This is a genomic window from Pontibacter populi (assembly GCF_019336435.1).
Classification (GTDB): Bacteria; Bacteroidota; Bacteroidia; order Cytophagales; family Hymenobacteraceae; genus Pontibacter; species Pontibacter humidus.
This window is the reverse complement of record NZ_JAHWXQ010000001.1, coordinates 1,218,502-1,244,248: the sequence shown is the minus strand read 5'-3', so window position 1 is coordinate 1,244,248 and position 25,747 is coordinate 1,218,502. Positions and strand designations below refer to the sequence as shown.

The following is a 25,747-nucleotide window of genomic DNA, read 5'->3' as shown; positions in this document are numbered from 1 at the left end:
AACCTGACTTATTTTGATTACGCCAACTCCCATACTAAAAGTAACTGACCTGGAAACTGTTTTCTCCACGCACCGCGGCACTACCAAAGCTGTGGATAAGGTGTCATTTGAAATATACCCGGGCGAGACAGTTGCTATAGTTGGTGAGTCAGGTTCAGGCAAATCGGTAACGTCATTGTCTGTGATGCGGCTGATCAATACCCCGCCGGGCCGCATAGCAGGTGGTACTGCTATTTTCCAGTCAGAGAAGTTTGGAGAAGTAGACCTGTTCTCTTTGCCGGAAAAGCAGATGCAGCAGATCCGTGGCAACGATATCTCCATGATCTTCCAGGAGCCGATGTCGTCGCTGAACCCGGTTTATACCTGTGGAAAACAGGTAGCTGAAGTGTTGCTGTTGCACCGGGATATTTCAGAAAAAGAAGCCAGAGAACGAACTATAGCCCTTTTTGAAAAGGCTAAATTGCCACGCCCAGAGAAGATCTACGATGCTTATCCACACGAGATTTCGGGTGGCCAGAAGCAGCGCGTGATGATCGCGATGGCCATGGCCTGCGAACCAAGTATACTTATTGCCGACGAACCAACCACTGCACTGGATGTAACTGTGCAGGCGAGGATGCTGCAATTGATCGACGAACTTCGTGTAAAAGAAAATACGGCAGTGCTGTTCATTACGCACGACCTGGGTGTAGTGGCCGAAATTGCCGACCGTATCCTGGTCATGTATAAAGGTAAGCTGGTAGAGCAGGGCAAGGTGCTTGATATCTTCACAAATCCACAACACCCTTACACTAAAGGCTTGCTGGCCTGCCGACCGAAGCTTTCTGCCAAACCGCAATCTATACTGCCTACGGTTTCGGATTTTATGCTGGAAGATGAGTTTGGGAATATTATAGAACGGAAGAAAGAGATTGTAGAGCCCTCGCTGGTAGATGTGGTGAACAATTATGTAGGTACCGTTACCGATATAAAGCACCAGCAGGAAAATAAGCAGAAGCCTCCTTTACTGAAAGTGGAGAACCTAAAAGTATACTTCCCGATAAAGAAAGGCTTTTTTGGCAGAACCACCGACTATGTAAAGGCAGTAGATGGCGTTAGTTTTATAGTTAACCCCGGCGAAACCATTGGTTTGGTTGGCGAGTCAGGCTGTGGAAAAACTACGTTAGGTCGCGCACTGTTGAGGTTAGTAGAACCGACTGAAGGTAGCATCATCTTTAACGGCCGCGATATAGCCCAGCTTAGTTCAGAAGAGCTCCGCAAAAGTCGCCGTGATTTCCAGATGATCTTTCAGGACCCTTACGCGTCGCTGAACCCGATGCATACGGTAGGCGAAGCTATTATGGAGCCGATGCGTGTGCATAAACTATACGCTAACGACAAAGAACGCAAAGCCAAAACAATGGAACTGCTTGAGAAGGTAGGACTTACGACTGAGCACTTCCAGCGTTATCCACACGAATTTTCAGGCGGCCAGCGACAGCGCATCAGTATAGCCAGAGCACTGGCACTGCAACCTAAATGTATTATCTGTGATGAGTCTGTATCGGCGCTGGATGTGTCGGTGCAGGCGCAGGTACTTAACTTGCTCAACAAACTGAAGCAGGAATTCCAAATGACTTATATCTTCATTACCCATGACCTGTCGGTAGCGAAGTACATGTCGGACCGCATTCTGGTAATGAGCAAAGGCCAGATCGTGGAAAGTGGAACACCGCAGCAACTATATCTGAATCCAAAAGAAGAATACACCCGCACCCTTATCAATGCCATCCCGAAAGGCGAAGTAGAAGATATCATCAAAGCGCAGGAGAAACGCGAGTTGATGAAAGCAGGGCAGTTATAGTTTGTCTGAATCAGGATTTACAGGATTAAAGGATTGCCAGGATTGGGCTTCTCGCTATAGTTAGGGTTGTAGTTTTATAGTTGGCGTGGTCCAACCACCCCTTTATCCCTCCTTGTCTAAGGCGGGGAGCTTTTATGGCCTTTGCTATAGTTCAACTGATAGTTTTATAGTTACTGTTTTAACCCACCCCAGCCCCTCCCGAGAGGGGAATTTTGGCTATAGTTGTAGTTGGTGGCTATAGTTCTATAGATGCTGTTTTAACGCCCCTGTAGTCCCCTCAAGGGGACAATCTTGTTATTACCAATTTCTAAGCTATAGTCTATAGTTACTTATCACGATCAGGACAGGTTTACCTGTCCCAACGAAATTACTACCACGATCAATCTCGAAACTTACCGGTTAAAACTATAGAAGAACTTTAGCTATCGAACTGATCACAGTCTTTGGGTTGAGCGCCTTTGCTTTGTTGCAGTGCCGCTAGGCAGCCCGAGGCACGAGGATAGCAAGAAAGCAGTAGCGCGATGCCCGAAGACGGGGCCTCCCGGCCGTGAGGGCACCAAAGCTTGAAATGAAACGATAGGTTCCTAGAGCTCCCAGGATTAGAAGTAGCTATAAAAGAAAATGCTTGGCTCGATTGTTAGAAAAGCGAACTATAAGCTAAGATAGATTTCTCACGTTGTTCGAAATGACAGAAGATGAATTATAGAATGTATAAGCTACCTCGACTATCGCTCAGACCGACAATTAAAATATTATGTTCCCCCAAACAGCTAAACAAATAAGCTTAACTATTTCTTAACAGGCTTTATTTCCCTTCTAACACCATTATATAGCGTTTTCTATATAAATTAAGCTATAATTGCAATCAGACTTTAGCCAAAGCGCTTTTTGTGGCGTATAGTATCAAAACTATTTAAGTTAAAGTTTGTAAATACATTGGAGTAAAGCTAAAGGAGCAATATTCCCATCAATTTGATACATGAGAGGTAATAGAGATAACACTGGCGGCAGAGGTAAAGGCCGCAGCGAAAAAGGTGGCTCCCGCCGTGGCGAGTCATCATCAAGAAAAGACGGAGCACCACGCGGTGAATCATCGTCAAGAAGAGAATCAACAGGTGGCGGTAGAGGCCGTTCAGGCGACAGAAGAGAGTCTTCTGGCCGTAGAGAAGGTGGCCGAGATAGATCAGCAAAAGGCATGGTGCTGGAGCTATTCTCCAAGAATCCGGATACAGATTTTACACTTCGCCAGATATACCGCCGCTTAGGGGTGGTAGATAAAAAAGGCCGTGAGCTGGTAAGCGATATGCTTGCTGCCTTACAGCGCGAAAGCCGCATATTAGTAGACGAAGACAAGTACACGCTAAACCTGAAGGTAGAAATTATTACTGGCAGGGTAGATATGGCGAATAACAAGTACGCTTACATAGTATCGGAACAGACCGAAGATGATGTGCGCGTGTTCAGGGAGCACCTGAACTATGCCATGGACGGCGACACTGTGAAAGTAGAAGTGCTGCCAACCTATGAAGGCGGACGTGCCGAAGGTATAGTTGTAGAGATTATAGAACGCCGCCGCGAAGAACTGGTAGGCATTATACAACTATCTAAGAATTTCGGCTTTGTAGTTCCAGATTTCAAGAAGCTCTACTTTGATATATTTGTAGGTGAACGTGGCCTTAATGGCGCTAATAATGGCGACAAGGTACTTGTTAAAATTACCGAGTGGCCTGATAAGCCCGGCAAGAACCCAACCGGCGAAGTAACGCGTGTGTTCGGTCCGGCCGGTGAACACGAAGCTGAGATCCATTCCATTATGGCAGAATTCGGCTTGCCATTCGAGTTTCCGGAGTCTGTGGAAGAAGAAGCAAATGAAATATCCGATAAAATTACAAAAGAGGAGATTGCCAAACGCCGCGATTTCAGGGATGTAACCACCTTTACCATTGACCCAGCCGATGCCAAGGACTTTGATGATGCCTTATCGATACAGAAACTGGAGAACGGTAACTGGGAGATTGGTGTGCACATTGCCGATGTAACGCATTACGTAACGCCTAAAACGATACTGGAGAAAGAAGCTTTCCACAGAGCCACGTCGGTTTATCTTGTGGATAGAACGGTGCCAATGTTGCCTGAGCGCCTTTCAAACGGCCTTTGTTCGTTACGCCCGAACGAAGAGAAGCTGACTTTCTCGGCAGTTTTCGAGCTGGATGATAACGGTAAACTATACAGCGAATGGTTTGGCCGCACAGTAATTTACTCTGACCGCAGATTTGCCTACGAAGAAGCACAGGAGCGCATCGAAACCGGCGAAGGTGATTTTGCGGAAGAGATCAACATTCTGAACGCTATCGCCAAAAAACTAAAAGACAAACGCTTTAAGAATGGCGCCATCAGCTTCGAGACAACAGAAGTTAAATTCAAGCTGGATGATAATGGCAAGCCGCTGTACATCTATGTAAAAGAACGCAAGGATGCCCACAAACTGATCGAGGAATTCATGCTGCTGGCCAATAAAAAGGTAGCGGAGTTTGTGTATAACATGGGCAAAGGTAAAAAGCACCCGACTATGGTTTACCGTACCCACGGTGCTCCAGATCCTGATAAGCTAAGCACCTTCTCTATTTTTGCCCGTAAATTTGGCTATAAAGTAGACCCGGATGGCAATATATCAGCAGAACTGAACAACCTGGCTGAAGAAACTGAAGGAAAACCAGAGCAAAACGTACTGCAGAACCTGGCTATCCGTACGATGGCGAAGGCAAAGTATAGCACCGAGCCAGAAGGCCACTTTGGTCTGGCATTCGCGCATTACTCGCACTTTACGTCGCCAATTCGCCGCTACCCTGATATGATGGCGCACCGCCTGTTGCAGCACTACCTGGATGGTGGCCCATCGACGGAGAAAGACGAATACGAAGCGAAATGCCAGCACTCCTCTGAAATGGAAAAACGCGCTGCCGATGCCGAGCGTGCTTCCATTAAGTACAAGCAGGTAGAGTTTATGAAAGACACGATCGGCAACCAATACAAAGGAATTGTGTCTGGTGTTACAGAATGGGGTATATTTGTGGAGATCGAAGAGAACAAATGCGAAGGGATGGTACGCCTGTCGAGTCTGAACGACGACTACTATGAACTGGATGCGAACAACTACCGCATTATTGGTCGCCAGAACAAGCGTATTATTTCGTTTGGCGATGAGGTACTGGTAGAAGTTGTAAGCGCTAACCTGAACGACCGAACTATCGATCTGGAACTGGTAGAAACATTAAAAACACACTAAGCACCCTGTGGATATCAACATCCTGTCTGAAAGGCTAAACCATACGTTGAGTACGCTTCGCTACGGCGAGCAACCATCCGAATTGTACGAACCTATTCGCTATATTATGGCGTTGGGTGGCAAACGTATCCGGCCAATGCTGGTGCTTTTGTCTGCTAAAATGTTTGATGATGATATCGAGAAGGCACTTTTGCCTGCTGCAGGGGTAGAGGTTTTCCACAACTTCACGCTCATGCACGACGACATTATGGACAAAGCGCCATTGCGCCGTGGCCAACAAACCGTGCATGAAAAATGGAATGCCAACATTGCTATTTTAAGTGGTGATGTGATGCTGGTTCGCGCTTATGAACTGATGGCGAAGGCAGAACCGGATAAGCTGGGAAGAGTGTTACAACTCTTCAGTAAAACCGCCGCCGAAGTTTGCGAAGGGCAGCAGCTCGACATGAATTTTGAGCAGCGCACCGAAGTGAGCATTCCGGAATACATCCAGATGATCACGTTGAAGACTGCGGTATTAGTAGGTTTTAGTTTAGAGTTAGGAGCTATACTACAAGGCGCACCTGATACGGATGCGGAGCATTTGAAAGCGTTTGGTGATAACATTGGTATTGCCTTCCAGCTACGCGATGACCTTTTGGATGTGTACGGCGATAAAGACAAATTTGGCAAACAGGTTGGGGGAGATATCCTTTCCGATAAAAAGACCTTCCTGATGCTGACTGCACTGGAGCAGGCTAACCCGGAGCAACTGCAAACTATAGTTAGCTGGCGCGACAAAACCCAGGAAACTATAGCCGAAGCCAAAGTACAGGCCATCACAAAAGTATACGACCAGCTTAACATCCGTCAGCAGACTGAGCAACAGATAGATCTATATTTTAAGGAAGCTTTGCGCCACTTAGATGCTATTGCCTTGCCAGACGAGCGGAAAGCCACTATAAGAGGCTTGGCATTGCAGTTAATGGAACGGGATAACTAGAACTTATACATAAATTTAAAAAGCCCTCTGCTATATTTTGGCAGAGGGCTTTTTTTATGAGTTTGTAAAAGATCCGTTTAGATGCAGCTTCTCAAAATCCACGGGGTTCAGGGTATGGAAACTTTCTGTTATCAGATCTGCCAGCGTTAGATCCTGGTTACCTGAGTGCTCTGATTTATAGCCAATGCATTTCATGCCGGCAGCTTTGGCACCCCGTACACCATTGTGGCTGTCCTCCACAACTATAAACTGCTCAGCTGGCACCACGTAACGCTGTGCTACTTCCAGGAAAATATCCGGAGCAGGCTTTCCATCTTTCACATCCTCGCTGCTAACGATGTGATCGAAATAAAGCCTGAAGTTAAGTTTCTCGAGCACCAGGTGAATAATGTTACGCGGAGAGGAGGAAGCTACTGATAACTTATATCCATCAGACTTCAGATCGGCCAGTAATTTATCAACTCCCGGAATGCAATAGATCTGACGGGCCTGCAGCGCACTGAATTTAACGTCCTTTTCAATTTTCAGAAGTTCTTCTATAGTTTGTGGCAGGCCGTATTTCTGTTTCAGAGTTTCCCATACTTTACGGGGAGCCATGCCCACAAACGTTTCGTGCAGGTCAGTAGGCACAATAATATTAAGCTCGCTGAAAAGAATTCTTTCCAGTTCCATGTGGATCGGCTCGCTGTCTACCAGCACGCCATCCATATCGAAGATTACATATTTATGCATAGTTATAGTTAATAGTGCAGGTACCAACTCGGAATGGCACATCCTTAAAAATAATATAAAACAGGATTGTACCTGATGTGTTTCAATATACTCTTTTATCTTTGTTACAATTCTTTAGTCAGAACACCGTAATACCCGCACATGAGCGTTACCCTTATATTGATCATCATCACCGTCGGAATCTCCTGGTATGCCTTCAGTAACCATAGCCTGATGGAGAAATGGATATTTTACCCTTACACAGTGAACCGTGATAATTCCTGGTACCGCTTTATTACGTCAGGTTTTCTGCACGCCGATTTTTCGCACCTGTTCTTTAACATGTTTACGCTGTACTTTTTCGGTACAAACGTGGAATACACTTTTATTGGTGGTTTTGGTGCTGTTACCGGTATCCTGATCTATCTGTTGATCTATATCGGCGGTATCATCGTTTCTGATATTCCTACTTATATCAAACACCGCAATGACCCGGGTTACAGGGCTCTGGGTGCATCAGGTGGTGTAGCGGCAGTGGTGTTCTCGAGTATCCTGTTTTACCCGACAAGTGATATCTGCCTGTATGCAGTGCTTTGTATCCCTGGGTTTATACTAGGTATTTTGTACTTGATCTACTCGTACTATTCTGGCAAGCGCATGGGCGATAACATTAACCATGATGCCCACTTATATGGCGCTATTTATGGATTTATAATCAGCCTGGCTATAGTTCCGCAGGCTGGGCCACACTTTATAGACCAGATCGCCGGCTGGAAACTGCCGTTTTAATTGCACTGATTTCCAGAAGTTTATAGCATAAGGTTACTTTAGTTAGTATTGCACGTATAAGTGTTTGAAAACAAACGCTTACACTTATGCGCCCCTCTAACTTTTTACTTGCCTTCACCCTGTTTGCCTTTCTGTTTACGAACTCAAACTTACAGGCCCAGACCGTAGCATCTGCTGAGAATACCCGTACAACCATGATCGAGTACATCATGAAGGACAGGCCTGTTCTGGTAAGTTTGCTAACTACTGCCGGCCTTGTTCCGGCCCTTTCCGGCGATTCGCCTTACACCTTATTTGCCCCGCCAGAGTCTGAATTAAAGGCTTTGCAGAATGAGCCTGCCGATAAGATACGTATGGTGATGGCCGGCCTACTGGTGAAAGGGAAATACACTGAAAAAGACCTGAAAGACGGAGCTAAACTACAGGCTCTGAACAGTGAAACTATAACTGTTTGCCGTAAAAAGAACACGCTGGTAAATGGTGTAAGCATCACAAACCCTGATACAGAGTTAAAAAATGGCGTAGTACACGGTGTAAGCGGAATGCTAAGCAATTAATACAACAGCAATCGGTTTAGGGCACAACCTCTTCACTACTTTTTAACTACTAACCTCATTATTCCTTTCTTGAAAGTAATGGGAGCTTACGGTGCTTTCCTGGCTTTACAGCATACCACATCGAAATAATGGTCAAACTTATAAAATGCTCACTACGTCTCAATTAAAACTAAGTAAAGTATAAAGCCTTCTAGTTGCATAACCGTACAATACTCAAATGTATAGCACCAACCTTCATAGCACCCCAGAAAATGCCAGCGAGCAAATTGCGAGTAATGCGAGCTATGAGCTTAAAATAGATAAGGCTAAAAACCGGATCTACTTTACTGTACATGGATACTGGAAGAATAAAGAAGTAGTATCTGAATTTATCGAAGACTGGAAGAAGGCAGTATCACTCACACAATCCAGCTTTACAGTGCTTACGGATATGCTTTCTATGATAACGCATCCGCAAGAACTGAATGAGCTGCACCTGGAGGCTCAGAAGCTGGTAATACATGCTGGCGTAAAGCAGGTAGCTAATGTTTTGCCCACCGACAAGATCGCTAACCTGCAGGCTAATTCAATAGTTTCGAATACAACGTTACCTTACCGCAATTTCAATTCCTGCGAAGAAGCGGAGGACTATCTTAACCAGTCTTCTACAGCTTATATTAGCTAAAGCTTTTATGTTCCACGTGGACCAGAGGTTCGCAAGTAGGAGGGAACCCGGATTTACAGGATATCATTTCTGAATCAAGATAAAACTTAAAGGATTGGCAGGATAACGGTCCTGACGCATGTTTAGCGGCAGCGTAACTTGTGGCTATTTATGGCGGCAAGTTTTCAACTTGCTTTGCTTTTAAAAAGCAATAATTGCGATGGCCGAAACTATAGCACTATAGTTTCAAACTGACCCGAACTATAGATACAATTCTTTCAAACTATAAGCTGTTGAGCTATAAGCTTCTATTATCGTTTTTTCCTGGTCACCAAAATCAGTTTAATCGCTTTAACTACTGGTAGCCTTTCGCCTGTAGTTTGAACAGTTCGGCATATTTCCCATTTTGTGCCAGCAGTTCTTCGTGCGAGCCAAGCTCTTTTAACTGGCCTTGCTCCAGGAACAGGATCCGGTCGGCCATGCGAACGGTGGAGAAGCGGTGGGAGATAAGCACTGCCGTTTTACCTTCTATGAGTTCAGAGAATCTTATAAATACTTCGTGCTCGGCGCGGGCATCTAAAGCGGATGTTGGCTCATCAAGTATCAGAAGCTGTGCATCGCGCATATAAGCACGCGCCAGCGCCACTTTCTGCCACTCGCCACCCGATAGCTCCACACCTTTATTAAAGCGCTTACCGAGCACCTGATCATACTTATCGGGAAGGCGCTGAATAACCGGATCAGCCAGGCTTTTCTGGGCAGAGCCCTGGATACGGTCTTTGTCACGGATGTTGCTTATCTGGCCAATGGCAATATTATCGGATGCCGACATCTGGAAGCGCACATAGTCCTGGAAAATGATGCCTACCTGGTGACGCAGGTCGTTCAGGTCGTACTCGCGCAGGTCCACGCCATCTAACATAATGCGGCCTTCGGTGGGTTCGTATAGTCTGGCCAGTAATTTAACCAGAGTTGTTTTGCCGGCCCCGTTTTCGCCTACAAGTGCCAGTTTCTCGCCGGCCCGTAAATGGAAGCTTAAGTTGCGTACTGCCCACCGTTCACTGTTCTGGTACTTAAAGCCAACATTTTCAAAGGTAAAACCATGTTGTATGGGCCGTGGTACAGGCACCGGGTTTACAGGCGGTGTTATTTGTGGTTTCAGCTCCAGGAAGTCAAACAGGTCCTGCAGGTACAAAGCGCTTTCTGCAATCTGTGAGAAACGCGTCATGATGCCTTGCAATAGTCCGCGCATGCTGTTGAACGAGCCAGCCAGAAAAGTTAAGCTACCTACTGTAATTATGCCCGCCACCGTTTGCATCAGTATAAATATATAGGCACCATAATAGGCCAGCGTACCCAACGCCGAGAGCGCAATACCCCACACTGCCCGCTTCACGATCAGGCTCTTATTTAGTAGGTAATATTTGTCTGAAAGTAATTTAAAGCGCTCAGCCAGGAAACCTGACAGGTTAAAGGTCTTGATCTCTTTGGCTGTTTCGTCGGATGCACCAATATAGCGCAGGTAGTCCAGTTCGCGGCGTTCAGGTGTCCAGGAGCGGGATAGGGAGTAGGTACGCTCGTTAAAATGTGTCTCGCCCAGAAACGACGGAATAACGGCTATCAGCAGAATAAGAATAAGCCACGGATTAAATGCGATCAGACCAACTGCCAGAAATCCAATCGTTACGATATCCTGCACCTGCGATAATACCTGCGACATCAGCACTACCCGCGTGACCGTCTGTCGGCGCGCCCGCTCCAGTTTGTCGTAAAACGTGGCATCTTCAAATTGAGTCAGGTCTAAGGTAGCGGCGTGTTCTATCAGGGTAACGGATGTTTTGTTGGAGAAAAGGTCGCCTAGCAAACTGTCCAGCAGAGTAATGCCCCGGCTGATAAGGTCAGAAACTATAGCCAGACCCAGTTCGGCAGCTACCAGCATCCACAGGTAAGAGAGGTCGCGTTCGCCGGTCACTGCTATCAAACGGATCACTTCATCAATAATCAGCTTACCGATATACAGCATCGAAAGGGGCAGGGCCGATTTTACCAGGCGCAGCAGCATGTTGCCGATGGTTATGGAAGGGCTCGTCTCCCAGATCAAACGGAAAAACTTAGGCAGGTTCTTAAGCGCACCAACCTGTTCTTTAAAAGTCTTTTTATCGTCAGCGGCTTTGGGTGCGGCTGCAGGTTTATCTCTGAAAATCTTCATCTAACTATAGATACGCAAAATAACTATACCATTGCAGGCTTATTATGTTCAGGTTTAGGTTCTTATTCAAGAATGAGATTTTTAGGACAACTATAAAATCTAAGATCATATAACATAAAATGTACTATATTTAAAAGTTTATATTATAGTATTATGATGCACTTTTATCTCAAAAACAAACTTAGTACACTCACCTTCCTTTTTGCAGTGCTACTACTATGGCAGCAAATAGCTGTTGCCACACCCCGCAATGTTTCCGTGAGCCCAGAGCCTTCTTGGATCAAAAAATTACCGACGCGCATTAAGAGTAACATTAGTCCTGAAGATGTAAATGGAGGCTACTATTACCTGCTGATGGACCAGCAGTATGAAGTGGCAAAGGAAGAACTTTACTACCATAATGTTTACAAATTTACGACAGAAGAGGGTGTCCAGGATTTTTCTGAGTTGCGGGTAAGCTATGACCCTAATCACGAGAAGCTGCAATTCCATAAAGTTGTTGTGTGGCGAAACGGAAAGCCCATTAATAAACTTGATCTGAAAAAAATTAAGCTGCTGCAGCGTGAGCGCGGTATGGACCGAGGTATTTACGATGAAAACCTGACTGCTGTACTGGTGCTGGACGATATTAGGGTTGGCGATATTGTGGAATACTCCTGCACCGTAAAAGGAGCCAATCCAGTTTTTGCAGGCAAGTTCTTTAATTCCTTTAACCTGCAGAGTTATGACCCGATGGATGAACGGCTGGTACACATAGTAATGCCACAAAACCGCAGGCTAAACTATAAACTTCACCTGACAGATAAGAAACCAGCTATTGGCACCACAAATGGCAGTACAACCTACACCTGGCATTTAAAAGACCTGCCTGCCACTTTGGTTGACGATGAAACTCCTTCCTGGTTTGACCCTTATCCGGGGGCTTATGTATCGGAATTTAACACGTGGCAGGAAGTTGTTAACTGGGCATTGCCGCTTTATGAAGTAAATGAGAAACTAAGTAAGGACCTGCAAGCCAAAATAGATAAGATCAAAAGCGCTTACGGCAGTGATGAAGACCGCTTAACAGCAGCTTTACAATTTGTGCAGGATGAAGTACGCTATTTAGGTTTTGAAGCAGGAATTGGAGGATTTAAACCGCGTTCTCCTTCCCACGTATTTGCAAACCGCTTCGGTGATTGTAAAGATAAAGCCTTACTTCTAGCTGTAATGTTACGACAGATGGATATCAAGGCGTTTCCTGCGCTGGTTAACTCCAGCTATCAGGGACATATAGCTGAAATGCTGCCATCACCTTATGCGTTTAACCATTGTATAGTGCAAGTGGAGCTACTGGGTGGTAAAACATACTGGTACGATGCTACTATAAGCAAACAGCGTGGCGACTTTAAAAGCATTTATTTACCAAACTATGGAAAAGCATTACTGATAAAGCCACAATCGAATGCACTTACAACCGTAATACCGCCGATTGTAACAACACCGCATGTAAATGTGAAGGAAATCTATTATGTTACTAGCTTTGACGATGTAACTATGGAAGTTCGCACAGCATATACCGGGGCAGAAGCAGACTTTCAGCGAAGCCATTTCTCAACGACGAGTATAAAAGATATTGAGAAGAATTACCTTAACTTTTACGCAAACTCTTTCCCGGAAATAGAACTGGCAGAGGATATCAGTTATGAAGATGCAAGTGCTGAGAATACTTTTACTGTTATAGAAAAATATAACATCCCGAATTTCTGGCAGTCTCAGAAGAACAATGACAAAGTGATTGAGGCTTGGTTTACACCACAGGTGTTACGGAGTTACATACGTCAGCCGCAAACAACAAAGCGCACCATGCCTCTTGCGCTAAGGTATCCACTGCACATTGAGCATAACATAAAAGTGTTACTTCCGGAAGCTTGGAGTGTGAATAACGAGGATCAGACCATTGAAGACGATGCCTTTACCTTTAGAAAAGATATAATGTATAGTTCAACAGGTACCGAACTTGAAATAAATTATACTTACAAGGCTAAGCAGGACCACGTAGCAACAAAAGCGGTGGCACAATACCTAAGAAACCAGAAAAGCATGCTGGATGAGTTAAGCTATGGCTTAACCTACAACAAAGACATAGCTGCTGATAGCGGAACTTCATGGCCAATTGTTTTACTGGCTATAGTTGCTTTTGGTTTGGCTGCTTTCGGGGCTAACAAATTATATTTCTGGGACCCACAGCCTGCTGCCGGGTATAGCATTCTGGACGGTGAGCCAATAGGAGGTTGGCTAATACTGGTAGCCATTGGCTTGGTATTTACGCCAATAAAACTGTTAATAGGTTTCTTTTCAGAAGAATACTTTAATAATGCTGTATGGAGCAATATCCTGGATGCATCATCTGCAGCTTACTCGCCGCCGCTGGCAGGTATACTGGCAATGGAGATAGTAGTAAACATGGCCTACTTTGTTTATTCTCTTTTGCTGATCTATCTTTTCTTTAAGCGCCGTACCAGCATACCTCGGTTAATGACCATCTTCTACAGTTTTAATCTTGCCTTTATTATATTCGAATACATGCTTATGGAGCTGCTGAATATCCCATATGGTAACGGTGGAAACGACGCAAGCGATGTTATTCGGGTTTTTGTTGCTGCAGCTATATGGGTGCCCTACTTTAACCTCTCGAAGCGGGTTAGATCAACTTTTACAGAGCGACTTAATCCTAAGCCTGAAACGGAAGTTCAGCAGAGAGTAATTGAAGAAGAACAGGTACTGTAGACGACACAATACATTTTTGCTTACTGATCCCATGAAAATTCTTTACACCTGCCTGACAGCATTTTTTATAGTTGTTACGGTGCATTTCGCCTCCGCACAAACACAAACAATTTATTATAACAAAGGAGGGATTAAACTCTTATCTAGTGAAGGGGCATACTTTTTTGAGCAGACTGATTATAATGCGTCAGGCGGTGGAACCCGAACACGGTTCTTAAAAGCAAATAATGTAAAAGTGTCCTTGTATAACTACAGCAGCTTTGAAGGAGAAGAAGATAACAATGAAATTTTAAATGGAGATTATTCTCTGTGGTACGACAGTGGTAAACTATCAGAGAAGGGTAGCTATGAAAACAATAAACTGCATGGAAAAGTCTCTACATGGTTTGAGAACGGACAATTATCTTATGAGAAATTCTATTTCAAGGGTGAGTTAAAAGACACGCTTAAAGGGTATTATGAAGATGGTGCTCTCAGGAGAATAGAAGTATACAAGGAGGGCGGAATGGTAGATGGTAAAGTATTCTCAAAAGCAGGAGCAGATCTACCTTACTTTCCAGCATTTGTATTGCCTGAATTTCCTGGAGGTGAAAATGCCATGATAGCATACATTTCCAAAAACCTAAAATATCCGGAGGAAGCATTAAGGTATGGAATAAGTGGCTTAGTGCTGATCACTTTTATAGTTGAAAAAGACGGTTCTATTAATACGCTCGAGGTAATAAAAAGTGTGTATGATGTGCTTGATAACGAAGCTATACGAATAATCAGATCTATGCCCCGCTGGAAACCTGGGTTAAATGAAGGGAATCTTGTTCCAGTTAGCTTTACATTACCTGTGCGTTTTGCTTTTAGTGATTAACCTAAACAAGAGCTATGAAAAAACTACTACTCACTCTTACACTCACCGCAGCTGTAACTATAGTTACCCAAGCACAAACTATAGTTTCGCCAAAGGAGGTAGCAACTATAGAAGCCATAACAGAAACCGGTTTAAAAATTATTTCGGGGCCGAAAGGGCAGCAGCGCGACATGGAAAAGTTTAAAGCTCTGTTCCTGCCAAATGCGCAAATGGGAGGCGTATTTTACAAAGGCGACAGCAGCTTTGTGCGCATAACGACTGTAGAGAAGTTCGCCGAGCGCAACGGACCGGCTTATGCAGAACTGGGTTTTTACGAGAATGTGCTTGGCTGCGCGTCGAGCGGTTCGGGAACCTGGCAACTGCTTTCCAGACCTATGAAACCCGCTATGGTAAAGATGGCAAAGTAGAAGCTAGAGGCGTGAACACCTATCAACTGGTTTTCGACAAAGGCCGCTGGTGGATCGCCAGCCTTTTGTTTACTCCTGAAACGGAGAAAGAACCTATTCCAGCCAAATACCTGAAGTAAACTATAACCCCTATAAATGAGAAAAGCCCCGTCAAAATGACTGGGCTTTCTCTCACCTTAAAACAAACTAAACTAATCTAACTTTAACTAACCTTATCTTTATCCCGCAAGGGGTATTTTTCTATTTTGTAATCAGAGGCATAAAAAATAATCTAACGCCCACGAAAAAAATCATTGTGAGATTTGGAACTCCAAATTTTTATTCACACATTAGCTTTCCGATAAACTATCTCTCTCAATTCGGGTGCAAAATTATGATTCCTGTTTTCTAAAAGCAAGAGAACAGGCAAATATTTTTTTACTTTTTTTACAAATCCCTCTTTCCTGCATTTTAAGGCACATTCTCTGCTAAATTTAAGGCAATTATAACTTCAATTTTATAGGTAAAGGACGCTATATTTCCAGAATCCCGGGTTTATTTTGAAAAGTTGTACAGAGATCTTTTTTCCGGTCCCGCATAACATAGGCTATATATTTCTATAGTTACACAAACTTCTCTTTCTGCCGCATTTTGTGCTTGCCCGAGCCTTGCCTATCTTTATAAAATAATACTCTAACCCCATGGACAATACCCTTGCTGCCGAGTTGGCTATACTTAGCACAGCGCAGTTACTAAACCTGTTGCAAGCCCGCGAGCAGTACGATCCCGAAATTACACTTGCCGTTATAGCAGAACTGGAAAACCGGAATGTACCAGTGCCAGACCTGGAAGACATTAAACAATATGCACAGGCAGTATATGAGGCAAAACTGGAGCAGGAAAATCAACCTAAAACTATAGCTGAGAAGGTAAAAAACTTTCTGCAGGTGTTTGTGCCGCAGCCGGGGTATTACATTACGCCCATCTTACTAAACATAAACCTCTTCGTTTTTATAATAATGGTGCTGGTTGGCATCAGTTTTATAAGTCCGCAGGCAGGGCAGCTTTTTGCGGTAGGGGGTAACTATGGGCCTTATACAATGTCGGGGCAATGGTGGCGGTTGCTTACCAGTATGTTTATACATGCCGGCATCCTACACCTGTTGTTAAATATGCTGGCGCTGGTAAGCGTTGGCCGTCAGTTGGAGGTAATGCTGGGTCGTGTACCGTTCCTGATCTCTTACCTGTTGTGTGGTTTGTCTGGCAGCCTTGTAAGTACCTGGTGGGATGGAACCAGGGTAGGCGTAGGAGCGTCAGGCGCAATATTTGGCATGTTTGGCTTGCTGTTGGTAGTAATGGCCCTGGAGCAGAAACTATCCTGGAAAGATAAAAGAGCCATGCTGGGGAACCTGGGGTTTGTGATTGCCATTAACCTGGGCTTCGGGATGACAGATGGTATAGATAACGCAGCGCATGCAGGCGGTTTGGTGGCAGGACTTGTTCTTGGAGCTGTGCTTATGCTGCGTTCAAAGCGTTTGGTTACTGCAAACTATAGTTCAAGTGGCAATGCTATAATGGCCGGCGTGGGATTTGTGCTGCTTATCGTGGCTTACAACCTTATCCCGTTCAACGGGCAGCTGCGCTACCTGTACACCATGGACCAGATTGTTCAGAAAGAAACTATAGCCCTGCAGACGCTGCAGCAGATTTCAGAGGTTGGTGAAAATGCCAGCGCCAGCGAATTTGTGCCTGAAGTAGAAGCCGGTATAAAACTATGGGACGAGAGCGAAGTAATGCTCGAAGAAATAGAAGATGTGGACGGAAAAGAGAAAGACCGTGTACTGGTAATGCTGGATTATGTGCGCCTGCGTAAAAAATCGTATGAGATGCTGCGCGATGACCTGCAAAATAACCGTGAGCTGTTAAACCCAAAGCAGCAACAAATTTTGTGGGCGATAGACGGGTATGTTAATGCATTGCGGGAAGGCAGAGAAAGCGAAGTAGTAGATAAAAGCTTAAACGATGCATCCGCATTGCCCCAGAATGAATCTGAAGATACGGGTAATACTTTGGGAATAGATAATCCGCCGGGAAAGGTGCTTTTGGTTGTGGATGGAGTTAAAGTTGGTCTTTTGGGAGAAGGTGAAATGCCGGCACAAGTAGCTGGTATCGAAGAGAAAGACATCGACAATATTACTATCCTGAAAGATAAGCAAGCGCTGGAAGTCTTTGGAGCGGAAGCAGCTAATGGCGCTATCGTGATTAAAACAAAATAACACCCTGGCTTTGTTATAGTACTATGTCTGATAATATCTCAACTATAGTTTGTGCGCATTGCGGCACTGAAGTACCTGCCGGCACTACAGTCTGCACCACCTGTGGCAAGCCGATTCCTCAAAAAAAATGGTATAGCCTGAAAGGGTTAAATGCAGCCGAAATATTCCTGGCAGTGCTGGGCGCTTTAATGTTGCTGGTCGGGCTGGTGGCAGTATAGTTATAGCATGAAAACCTTTGCCCATCCGGTTTTTATAGTTTGCCTGGCGCTTTTCTGCCTGAACCAATTGCTGGAATGGCAACATGTTTATGTAGCGCCGCTGCATTACTACCTCGATGATCTGTTATGTATGCCGGTGGTGCTTACAGTGGCACTGGCAGTAGAGCGGGTATACTTTGGCAACGATAGTTTTGTGCTGCCGCTAAACTATAGCTTGTGGGCGGTGCTGCTGTTTGGTGTCTTTTTCGAGCTGTTTCTCCCCCGTTTGTCTGATATTTACACAGCTGATGTGTGGGATGTGCTGTACTATAGTTGCGGAGCAGTGTTGTTCCATCTCAGTATTAATAAGGCCCCGGAGCCGGCAACTGAACTTTAACCTGCTTTACATGCAAAACGGCAGGCCCTACAAATAGCACCTGCCGTTGCAAAAACAAACAACACTCGTTCACTAAACCCAATAATTGCTCTGGTAACTACAAACAGATGCTATAATCTGCGTTGCACCTACTACAAAACTAACCACAAAGGATTTAATAAAAACAAGTGAACTATAGTTATTAGATAAACTGCAGGTCCGCCCGCCCTGATAACTATAAAACACAGATTAACAGTGCCGAAGCGTAAGCGAATACAGTTTGCTAAAATTTTTTTCAGTGCTCAAGCAACCTTTTATAGTTGGCCGCATCTATTAGCTAACAGCAGATCAAAACAAACAGACTGCTCTGTAACACTATTCAAACCAACAAAATAAAACTATGAAGAATTTTACAGCCAACATGGCCATCGTCGTTTCGTTTGTGCTTGCTTTTGCTTTGCTGAGTGGCACCGTTATAGCGCAGGATGTAAAAGGCAATGGCAACCTGCAAACACAAACCCGTAAGGTATCCGACTTTAAAGGCATAAAAGTTGGCGGAGGTTTTTCAGTAGAAATTAAGCAGGGCAAGCAACAAGAACTGAGAATAGAAGCTGAAGGAAACCTGATGGATAACATCGTATCCGAAGTTAAAAATGGCGTGCTGCACCTGTACACCAAAGGCAACATAAACTCCAGAAAAGGCATGAAAGCTTATATTACGGTTAACGAGCTGGAGAAAGTAGATATAAGCGGCGGAGTAAAAGTAGTGGGTTTATCTACCTTTAAAGCCAATACTTTTGAGCTGGATATGAGTGGAGGCTCGAATGTAACACTGGCTATAGATGCCCGCAAACTGGATGTAGATATGAGTGGGGGGAGCAAAGTAGTTTTAAAAGGCCGCGCTGATGAAATGGACATGGATATGTCCGGGGCCTCTAATGTAGATACGCAGGAGCTTAAGGCTAAAAAAGTTAAAATAAACGCCAGCGGAGCCAGTAAGGTAAAAGTTTTTGCATCCGAAACACTGCAGATAAATGCCTCCGGGACATCTAATATTTCCTATGCCGGTTCACCTAAAATTGAAGCTGAAACAACGGCAGCAAGCAGGATCTCAAAGCTTTAAGTGAATACAATCACATACCCTGGAAAGAGCAGCCTGTTATGGCTGCTTTTTTTTCGTTTGATAAAAGACAGCGCCTGAAATTCCATAAAATGCAAAAGGCAGAAACTATAGTTTAGTCTCTGCCTTTTTTATAGTTTAACTATAGTTAGCGTACCGGCACCGGGAAAACCGGAATGCTTTCGTGGCCTTCGGCATCAACAGACTGCACGGCAAAAAAGTAGTTGTCTTTAGAGTAAGGCAGGGTAACTTTCGTATCCTTCACAAAGAATTTCTTTTCCCACACAGGGCTGCTGGTCTCGCGCATTAGCACATAATAACCGGCTGGTTTTTTGCCTTTGGCTGGCGCTTCCCACTGCAGGTCTGTTTTGTTTGTCAGGTTTTTGATGTTTACGCCTACTTTGGCTGGTGCGTATGGTGCCCAGGCCAGGTTTGCCAGCGAAGCCAGGTTAAGCGCGGCATTTTTGCGCATGTATTCATAATCTATAAACTCAGGCAAATCGCCGTACTGGATGCCGTTCTCAACGCGCACATCCTGGTGCTGGTGACGGTAGTTCTCGTTCATTTCGCAAACCCTGATGGCCGGAAAACCATTCTGGCTGAACGGTGTGTGGTCACCACCGCGCAGGAAACGGTCGTTACGGTACACCAGTTTTACTTCCAGCTGCTCAACATAGCGCTCGCCGGTTTCTTTCATGTAGCGGGCCAGCTGGCGGCTTTCGCTGTCGTTTTCGCGGTTTGTAGAGCGGCGCATACGTGCCTGTTCTTCAGACTCAACAAACGGTATGCCTTCACTGAAAATACGCACCTGCATGTTGTTGCGCAGCTCTGTTTCGTCAGATGAGGAATTGCCGATCATGTCGTTGTTCAGCATCGCGATCAGGTTCCAGTTCTGGGCTTTTGCTTTTTCGGCCAGGTGGCGGGCACCCAGTAAACCTTGCTCTTCGCCGGTTACAGCTACAAAAATTATAGTTGCCGGAAACTGACGGGAAGCCATAATGCGGGCCAGTTCCATTACGGCTGCTACGCCAGAACCATCGTCGTTAGCGCCCGGCGCTTTGCCTTTCACATCCATCACATCTGTATTGCGCGAGTCCATGTGGCCACTGATGATCAGCACACGGTCATCGTTCGAGTCGGTGCCTTTGAGGGTAGCCATTACGTTAGCGAGCTCCACATCCTGCGGAATGCGCTGACCGTTAGCTTTAACAGTGTACTTATCAAGCTCAACGGTCATGCGACCGCCGGATGCCTGCGCGTATTTCTCAAATTCTGATTTTACCCATTCGCGGGCAGCGCCAACGCCTTTTTTCTTGTCTTTAATGGTGCTCAGGGAGTGGCGGGTATCAAAGGAAGCCAGTTTACGAACCAGTGTTTCGAGGTTCTGGGCAGACAGCTCATCTACCATCTTTTTAATTTCTTCGTCCTGCCGAACTATAGTTTGCGCAAAAGCAGCGGGTATAGTTGCAAGGTATAAGCTGGCTATAGTTAGTAAAGCCAGTAAACGGGTGAGGTTAAGTTTTAAAGTCATGATATGTAATAGGTGTAGACCTTAAATATAAATAAGAATATCAAAAAAGCATTATTTGGTTTGGAATGCTTCGGATTATTCCTGTGCCCTCGCTCGCCTCTGGCAAGTGTGAGTTACCTGAGTACTCTGGCCGCTTTAAAACTGGATGTAAAGAAAAAAGAGGCGGGACGCCACAAATACCTCACAGTTAACCAGGCCGGAGACCCAACTATAGTTCGACACGAGCGGGGACGCCTCGCGCCATTTACAACTAACCTATAGTTAGTAGGCTAGTTTACAGCGCTCGCCCTGCAGCCGGTATAGTTCCTGTTCTATAGCAAGTGTGGTTTTAGCTTCTGTAAATTCGGTTTGGTAGCGCTGGGCCAGTTCACGTCGTTTTATAGCTTCCAGGAAGCGGCGGGTATCATCTGGCGATTCGAGTAACAGGCCGGGTACCTGGGTTGGTTTATCGTCTTCGCCTTTAGCTACCATGGTAAAGTAAGACGTGTTAGTGTGCTTCACCAGCCCGGTCTTCACGTTCTCAGCAATTACTTTTATACCGACCATCAGCGAGGTATTGCCCACATAGTTAACCGACGCCATCAGCGACACCAGTTCCTGTACTTCCACGGGCTGCAGAAAATTTACGCCATCTACCGTAACCGTAACACAGTAATTACCGGCATGCTTGGCTGCGCAGGCATAGGCTACCTTATCCATTAAAGAAAGCAGAATACCCCCATGAATTTTACCACCGAAATTAGCGTAACTCGGAATCATAAGCTCGGTAAGCGTGGTACGGGAGTAGGAGACAGGCCGGTAAGCAGGTTCGGTCATAATTTATAGTTTGGCAAAGTATACGGCAACTATAGTTTCTTTGTCTGAATCAGGATTTTCAGGATTTGTGGATTTGCAGGATGCCTTAGACTTGGCGGTGTGAATAGCTCCCGCTAGCGCCTGTACCTGAACCGCAGATTAATAGGAATTCAATGGATTGGTGGAATCTGTCAATAAACGTAATTCCCCTCTTGAGAGGAGTAGGGGTGTTTTATACTTTTGCTTCGTAAGTAAGACGCTAGCAAGAACTGCCCAAACTGCCAGGTAGTGAAAAGGGGCCTCTTTAAGCATCCTGTAAATCCTTTAATCCTGTAAATCCTGATTCAGACAAAATGAAAAAGACGCAACATAGTGCGTCTCTACAAAATCAATCAAATACCAGAAATCCTCATTGATTCCAGTTCAGATTATAGGAACACTACATCTTTCACTACTTCATGGCCGGCAGCGCGGTTAAGTAACTCTACTACTTTGCTTTTGCTCATGTTGAGTTCGTGCTTAAGTGGGGCAGAGGTTAGGCGCACAAACAGTTTCCCTTCCCGGAAGAACAGCTCCTGTGTTTTCATAGCGATTGGTTTGCCCATAAACTCTTCCCAGCGTTGTATAAGGTTTACTTCGTTCAGTTTGCCTTCCAATCGGTAAGCCCGCAAAAGCCCTTGTATGCTTTCGCCTATAGTTTGTGTGCCTGCTTTTCGCTTCGCAATCTCTTCTTTCTTCTTGTAGTAGCGCACGGTTTGGGTAATTATGAATTAGTAATGATGAATTAAGAATAGGTTGAGTAAGATTGGAGTAATCAGATCTTTGTATATAATAGGTTAAACATTGAAGATCGGATTATAAATCCTCACAGTAAATATTTTCGCATTTTAAATCAGAAAGAGGGGGAACCATTGATAAAGCGTAAGTAACCAAGCAAAAAGGCTGAATCTTATTTAGAGTTAAATCTTTTATTTCTTCATTGTACCCGGGTACTCTGAGAGATAAACATCCATGCCGATTTCACGCATTATACTCATAGATTCAGAATTGATTACTCCGCCACCTCCCGATGCATCTTTCCTTATATCGAATCCAATATCTGCTACATAAGATCCTTCTGAGAGATTCCTTCCAGTTTTCTTAAGCCAATTCTCAAGAGAATCAATGAGACTAGGTAAGTCCCAGACATCATCACAGAGATGATCTATACTTTCAAAATTTAGCTTATTATAAATATTAATAGGCATTTATTTCCGCTTTGTATGACATATAACTACCTGATCAACAATTTAACAACCAATAATTAAGCAATTAATTTCACCACCCCATCCTTTACATCAAATCTACGGATACTTTCTGAGAGGCCTTCGAGTATTTTGTCGGTTCTATCCAGGTGAGTATCAGTTAAGAATATTTGCCCGAAGGTATGGGCGGCTACCATTTGCATAAGTTTGGTGATGCGCTTTTCGTCGAGGCGGTCGAAGATATCATCGAGTAGGAGCAGGGGCTTGTGGTGCTGGCGTTCGGCCATTACTTCAAAATGCGCCAGTTTCAGGGCAATTACATAGCTTTTCTGCTGGCCCTGCGAACCAAAATGCTTCACCGGGTTGCCATCCATCAAAAACACGAAATCGTCTTTATGCGGACCTATAGTGGTGCGTTGCAGCGCCATGTCCTTACGCTCATGCTGAAGCAATTGGTGGGCAAAATCAGTACCCAAAAGCTGGCTTTTATAGGTGAGCGTAACGGTTTCGGAGCTGTCGGAGATATGACGGTAATGCTTCTGAAATACCGGAACGAACATTTCCAGGAATTTTTCGCGCTCCTTTGCCAGTTGCTGGCCCAGTGGTACCAATTGCTCGTTTAAAATATGCAGGTAATCGCGGTCGTAGTAGTTTCGGTCAGCAAACTGCTTTAAAAGCGAGTTGCGCTGCTTCAGAACGTAGTTGTACTGTATAAGCTGCTCCAGGTACGTATGGTCCAGTTGCGAGATCAGGCTGTCAAAATACTTGCGTCGCTCCTCGCTGCCTTCGCGGATCAGGTCGGTGTCGTAAGGCGAAATAAGTACCACCGGGAAACGGCCAATATGCTCGCTCATTTTCTCATACAGCACCTTGTTGTGGGTTACTGTCTTCTTCTGCCCCTGTTTTAAGCTAACCTGCACGGTGTGTTTCGTGTCGTCAACTATAAACTTGCCTTTCACCATAAAAAACTCTTCGCCCTGCTTTATACTTTGAGCATCGGAGCTGTTAAAGGCACTTTTGGTGAGCGAAAGGTAATGTATGGCATCCAGCAGGTTAGTTTTGCCGCTTCCGTTGTCGCCTATAAAGCAATTAATGTGCTCCGAGAAAGCCAGCGTGGCATCGTCGTAGTTCTTAAAAAACAGCAGACTTAGATTTTCGAGGAGCATTCAGTTTCTAATTGATTTCTTTTTCCTTAATTTCGCAGCTAAACCCGTTACGGGCCATTTCGCCCAACGTGCAAGGTAGTTTTTCTGCCTGAGCATGCAACGGATAAAACCCAGATTAGATATTTACCCATGGCTACGAAAGAAAAGGCAAGCGCGAAATCGGCGAAAGCAAAGGTACAGGCTGAGCCAAAGTTTTCAAAGGAAACATATATGTGGTGGTTTGAGAACATGAAACTCATCCGTCGCTTCGAAGAAAAAACAGGCCAGTTATATGGTCAGCAGAAAATCAAAGGTTTCTGCCACCTTTACATTGGCCAGGAGGCTTGTGTAGCTGGTGCAGTTACTGCCCTCGAGAAAGGCGATAAGTGGATCACAGCTTACCGCGACCACGCGCATCCGCTGGCACTGGGCACTGACCCGGGCGCTGTAATGGCCGAAATGTTTGCAAAAGTTACCGGTTGCTCTAAAGGTAAAGGTGGCTCTATGCACATCTTCGATAAGGAAGTAAACTTTGTTGGTGGACACGGTATAGTTGGCGGACAGATACCACTGGGTGCTGGTCTGGCATTTGCCGAAAAATATAACAAGACAGGCAAGCTTTGCATTTGCTACATGGGTGATGGCGCGGTGCGTCAGGGTGCTTTCCACGAAGCGCTTAACATGGCCATGAGCTGGAAACTTCCTGTGATTTTCGTGATCGAGAATAACGGTTACGCCATGGGTACTTCGGTATCGCGTACGTCAAACGTGCAGGATCTGTACAAACTGGGTTCTGCGTATGATATGCCATCGTTCCCGGTTGATGCCATGAGCGTTGAAAACGTGCATACTGCCGTAGCTGAAGCTGCTGACCGTGCCCGTGCCGGTGAAGGACCAACACTGCTTGAGTTCAGAACTTACCGCTACAAAGGCCACTCTATGTCGGACCCTGCCAAGTACAGAACCAAAGAAGAACTGGAAGACTACAAAGGCCGCGACTCGATAGAAGCTGTTGCAGCAACTATACTTAAAAATGGCTTTGCAACCCAGGAAGAACTGGAGCAGATAGACGAGAATGTGAAGCAGCGCGTAGCAGAAGCAGTTAAGTTTGCAGAAGAATCTCCTTACCCGGACCCATCTGAGTTATACACAGATATTTACGTGGAGCCGGACTACCCTTACGTAATGGACTAAAATAATTTAGAATTAGGAATTAAAAATTATAAATTTGGTGTTCGGAAAGTACCGCGCATAGATTTAAATACAATTTTTAATTCCTACTTTTGAATTTCTAATTCAATTAATACTAATGGCAAAAGAAACAGTAAAGAAACACAGCGAGTTTGAAGAGCTGGTTGAGAATCCGGATGCATTGGCAGATCGCCTGTCGCACACGGATGATTTCGTAAAGAAGAACAAATCAATTCTGCTTGGTGTGTTTGCCGCCATTGCCGCTATTGTTGTTGCAGGCTTTTTATACTACAACCACCGCACTACCCAGAGCCAGGAAGCACAGGATGCTATGTTCCAGGCAACTTATTACTTCGAAGCCGATTCTCTGAACAAAGCACTGAACGGTGACGGTCAGTACAAAGGTTTTGTAGCAATTGCGGATGAGTACAGCGGAACAGATGCCGGTAACCTGGCAAATTTCTACGCTGGTGTAGCACTTCTAAAGACAGGCAAGTTTGCAGAAGCTCAGAATCATTTAGAAGAATTTGAGTCTGATGATTACCTGTTGCAGGCGCGTGCTTATAGTTTGATTGGTGATGCGTTACTGGAGCAGGGCAAAAACAAGGAAGCAGCAGACCAGTACATGAAAGCGGCTAACCATAATGCCAACGAGTTCTTTTCGCCACAGTACATTATGAAAGCTGGTATCGCTTACGAAGCCGATAACAACTATAAGGCAGCTGCCGAAGCTTACGACAAGATCGTGAAAGACTACGTAACAGCAGCTGAACTGAACGACGCTAAAAAATACAAGGCGCGTGCTGAGGCACTAGCCGGAGGCGCTAACTAATTA

23 protein-coding genes are annotated in these 25,747 nt (G+C 45.0%); 16 read left to right on the top strand and 7 right to left on the bottom strand.

Annotation, left to right across the window (positions count from 1 at the left end; genetic code table 11):
- Nucleotides 1-13: 13 nt before the first annotated feature.
- The 3 genes from KYK27_RS05390 to KYK27_RS05380 all read left to right on the top strand — a co-directional run bounded on the left by KYK27_RS05390 (nucleotide 14) and on the right by KYK27_RS05380 (nucleotide 6,111).
- Nucleotides 14-1,843, top strand: coding sequence for an ABC transporter ATP-binding protein (locus KYK27_RS05390; RefSeq protein ID WP_199108956.1), 1,830 nt, complete (start codon nucleotides 14-16; stop codon nucleotides 1,841-1,843).
- Between the two features lie 979 nt (nucleotides 1,844-2,822).
- Complete coding sequence (gene rnr / locus KYK27_RS05385; protein ID WP_199108955.1) at nucleotides 2,823-5,129, top strand: ribonuclease R; 2,307 nt, start codon at nucleotides 2,823-2,825, stop codon at nucleotides 5,127-5,129.
- A gap of 7 nt (nucleotides 5,130-5,136) precedes the next feature.
- The gene (locus tag KYK27_RS05380; RefSeq protein WP_199108954.1) at nucleotides 5,137-6,111 is read left to right on the top strand and encodes a polyprenyl synthetase family protein; all 975 of its coding nucleotides are present in this window, start codon (nucleotides 5,137-5,139) and stop codon (nucleotides 6,109-6,111) included.
- A 54-nt stretch (nucleotides 6,112-6,165) separates the two neighbouring features.
- Here the strand turns inward: KYK27_RS05380 and KYK27_RS05375 are convergent, their stop codons facing one another.
- Nucleotides 6,166-6,843: an HAD family hydrolase gene (locus KYK27_RS05375; RefSeq protein ID WP_199108953.1), complete on the bottom strand. Its 678-nt coding sequence runs from the start codon at nucleotides 6,841-6,843 to the stop codon at nucleotides 6,166-6,168.
- 141 nt (nucleotides 6,844-6,984) lie between these two features.
- Here KYK27_RS05375 and KYK27_RS05370 point away from each other — a divergent pair, with 141 nt between their 5' ends.
- The 3 genes from KYK27_RS05370 (at nucleotide 6,985) to KYK27_RS05360 (ending at nucleotide 8,832) form a co-directional block, all read left to right on the top strand.
- Nucleotides 6,985-7,611: a rhomboid family intramembrane serine protease gene (locus KYK27_RS05370; protein WP_199108952.1), complete on the top strand. Its 627-nt coding sequence runs from the start codon at nucleotides 6,985-6,987 to the stop codon at nucleotides 7,609-7,611.
- 86 nt (nucleotides 7,612-7,697) lie between these two features.
- Nucleotides 7,698-8,168, top strand: coding sequence for a fasciclin domain-containing protein (locus tag KYK27_RS05365; protein ID WP_199108951.1), 471 nt, complete (start codon nucleotides 7,698-7,700; stop codon nucleotides 8,166-8,168).
- Nucleotides 8,169-8,385: 217 nt separating this feature from the next.
- Nucleotides 8,386-8,832: a hypothetical protein gene (locus tag KYK27_RS05360; protein WP_199108950.1), complete on the top strand. Its 447-nt coding sequence runs from the start codon at nucleotides 8,386-8,388 to the stop codon at nucleotides 8,830-8,832.
- A 334-nt stretch (nucleotides 8,833-9,166) separates the two neighbouring features.
- Here the strand turns inward: KYK27_RS05360 and KYK27_RS05355 are convergent, their stop codons facing one another.
- The gene (locus KYK27_RS05355; protein ID WP_199108949.1) at nucleotides 9,167-11,020 is read right to left on the bottom strand and encodes an ABC transporter ATP-binding protein; all 1,854 of its coding nucleotides are present in this window, start codon (nucleotides 11,018-11,020) and stop codon (nucleotides 9,167-9,169) included.
- Nucleotides 11,021-11,173: 153 nt separating this feature from the next.
- Between KYK27_RS05355 and KYK27_RS05350 the strand changes: the two genes are divergently transcribed.
- The 7 genes from KYK27_RS05350 (at nucleotide 11,174) to KYK27_RS05320 (ending at nucleotide 19,009) form a co-directional block, all read left to right on the top strand.
- Nucleotides 11,174-13,789 carry a DUF3857 domain-containing protein gene (locus KYK27_RS05350; RefSeq protein WP_199108948.1) on the top strand — a complete coding sequence of 872 codons (2,616 nt, stop codon included), beginning with the start codon at nucleotides 11,174-11,176 and terminating at the stop codon, nucleotides 13,787-13,789.
- A gap of 31 nt (nucleotides 13,790-13,820) precedes the next feature.
- A complete protein-coding gene (locus KYK27_RS05345; protein WP_199108947.1) occupies nucleotides 13,821-14,651 on the top strand; it encodes an energy transducer TonB in 831 nt (276 codons plus the stop codon).
- A 14-nt stretch (nucleotides 14,652-14,665) separates the two neighbouring features.
- Nucleotides 14,666-15,058 (top strand): hypothetical protein, encoded by a 393-nt coding sequence (locus KYK27_RS05340; RefSeq protein ID WP_199108946.1) that lies wholly within the window; start codon nucleotides 14,666-14,668, stop codon nucleotides 15,056-15,058.
- Nucleotides 15,059-15,738: 680 nt separating this feature from the next.
- Nucleotides 15,739-17,313: a rhomboid family intramembrane serine protease gene (locus KYK27_RS05335; protein WP_199108945.1), complete on the top strand. Its 1,575-nt coding sequence runs from the start codon at nucleotides 15,739-15,741 to the stop codon at nucleotides 17,311-17,313.
- A gap of 23 nt (nucleotides 17,314-17,336) precedes the next feature.
- Entirely contained in the window at nucleotides 17,337-17,531 is a 195-nt protein-coding gene (locus KYK27_RS05330) for a zinc-ribbon domain-containing protein (RefSeq protein ID WP_199108944.1), read from the top strand.
- A 7-nt stretch (nucleotides 17,532-17,538) separates the two neighbouring features.
- Entirely contained in the window at nucleotides 17,539-17,907 is a 369-nt protein-coding gene (locus KYK27_RS05325) for a magnesium citrate secondary transporter (RefSeq protein WP_199108943.1), read from the top strand.
- Nucleotides 17,908-18,286: 379 nt separating this feature from the next.
- Entirely contained in the window at nucleotides 18,287-19,009 is a 723-nt protein-coding gene (locus KYK27_RS05320; RefSeq protein WP_199108942.1) for a head GIN domain-containing protein, read from the top strand.
- Nucleotides 19,010-19,154: 145 nt separating this feature from the next.
- Here the strand turns inward: KYK27_RS05320 and KYK27_RS05315 are convergent, their stop codons facing one another.
- Nucleotides 19,155-20,537 (bottom strand): M20/M25/M40 family metallo-hydrolase, encoded by a 1,383-nt coding sequence (locus tag KYK27_RS05315; protein WP_199108941.1) that lies wholly within the window; start codon nucleotides 20,535-20,537, stop codon nucleotides 19,155-19,157.
- 60 nt (nucleotides 20,538-20,597) lie between these two features.
- On the opposite strand from KYK27_RS05315, the gene KYK27_RS05310 reads away from it, so the two are divergent.
- Nucleotides 20,598-20,798 carry a hypothetical protein gene (locus KYK27_RS05310; RefSeq protein WP_199108940.1) on the top strand — a complete coding sequence of 67 codons (201 nt, stop codon included), beginning with the start codon at nucleotides 20,598-20,600 and terminating at the stop codon, nucleotides 20,796-20,798.
- On the opposite strand, the gene KYK27_RS05305 is transcribed toward KYK27_RS05310, so the two are convergent.
- The 4 genes from KYK27_RS05305 to recF all read right to left on the bottom strand — a co-directional run bounded on the left by KYK27_RS05305 (nucleotide 20,799) and on the right by recF (nucleotide 23,742).
- Nucleotides 20,799-21,353, bottom strand: a complete 555-nt coding sequence (locus tag KYK27_RS05305) for an acyl-CoA thioesterase (RefSeq protein ID WP_199108939.1) — start codon at nucleotides 21,351-21,353, stop codon at nucleotides 20,799-20,801.
- Between the two features lie 407 nt (nucleotides 21,354-21,760).
- Nucleotides 21,761-22,084 (bottom strand): DUF721 domain-containing protein, encoded by a 324-nt coding sequence (locus KYK27_RS05300; RefSeq protein WP_199108938.1) that lies wholly within the window; start codon nucleotides 22,082-22,084, stop codon nucleotides 21,761-21,763.
- Between the two features lie 216 nt (nucleotides 22,085-22,300).
- Nucleotides 22,301-22,579, bottom strand: a complete 279-nt coding sequence (locus tag KYK27_RS05295; RefSeq protein WP_199108937.1) for a hypothetical protein — start codon at nucleotides 22,577-22,579, stop codon at nucleotides 22,301-22,303.
- A 56-nt stretch (nucleotides 22,580-22,635) separates the two neighbouring features.
- Nucleotides 22,636-23,742, bottom strand: coding sequence for a DNA replication/repair protein RecF (gene recF / locus KYK27_RS05290; RefSeq protein WP_199108936.1), 1,107 nt, complete (start codon nucleotides 23,740-23,742; stop codon nucleotides 22,636-22,638).
- A gap of 129 nt (nucleotides 23,743-23,871) precedes the next feature.
- Between recF and pdhA the strand changes: the two genes are divergently transcribed.
- Both pdhA and KYK27_RS05280 read left to right on the top strand, forming a co-directional pair.
- Nucleotides 23,872-24,915, top strand: a complete 1,044-nt coding sequence (gene pdhA / locus KYK27_RS05285; protein WP_199108935.1) for a pyruvate dehydrogenase (acetyl-transferring) E1 component subunit alpha — start codon at nucleotides 23,872-23,874, stop codon at nucleotides 24,913-24,915.
- Between the two features lie 115 nt (nucleotides 24,916-25,030).
- A complete protein-coding gene (locus KYK27_RS05280) occupies nucleotides 25,031-25,744 on the top strand; it encodes a tetratricopeptide repeat protein (RefSeq protein ID WP_199108934.1) in 714 nt (237 codons plus the stop codon).
- Nucleotides 25,745-25,747: the final 3 nt, after the last annotated feature.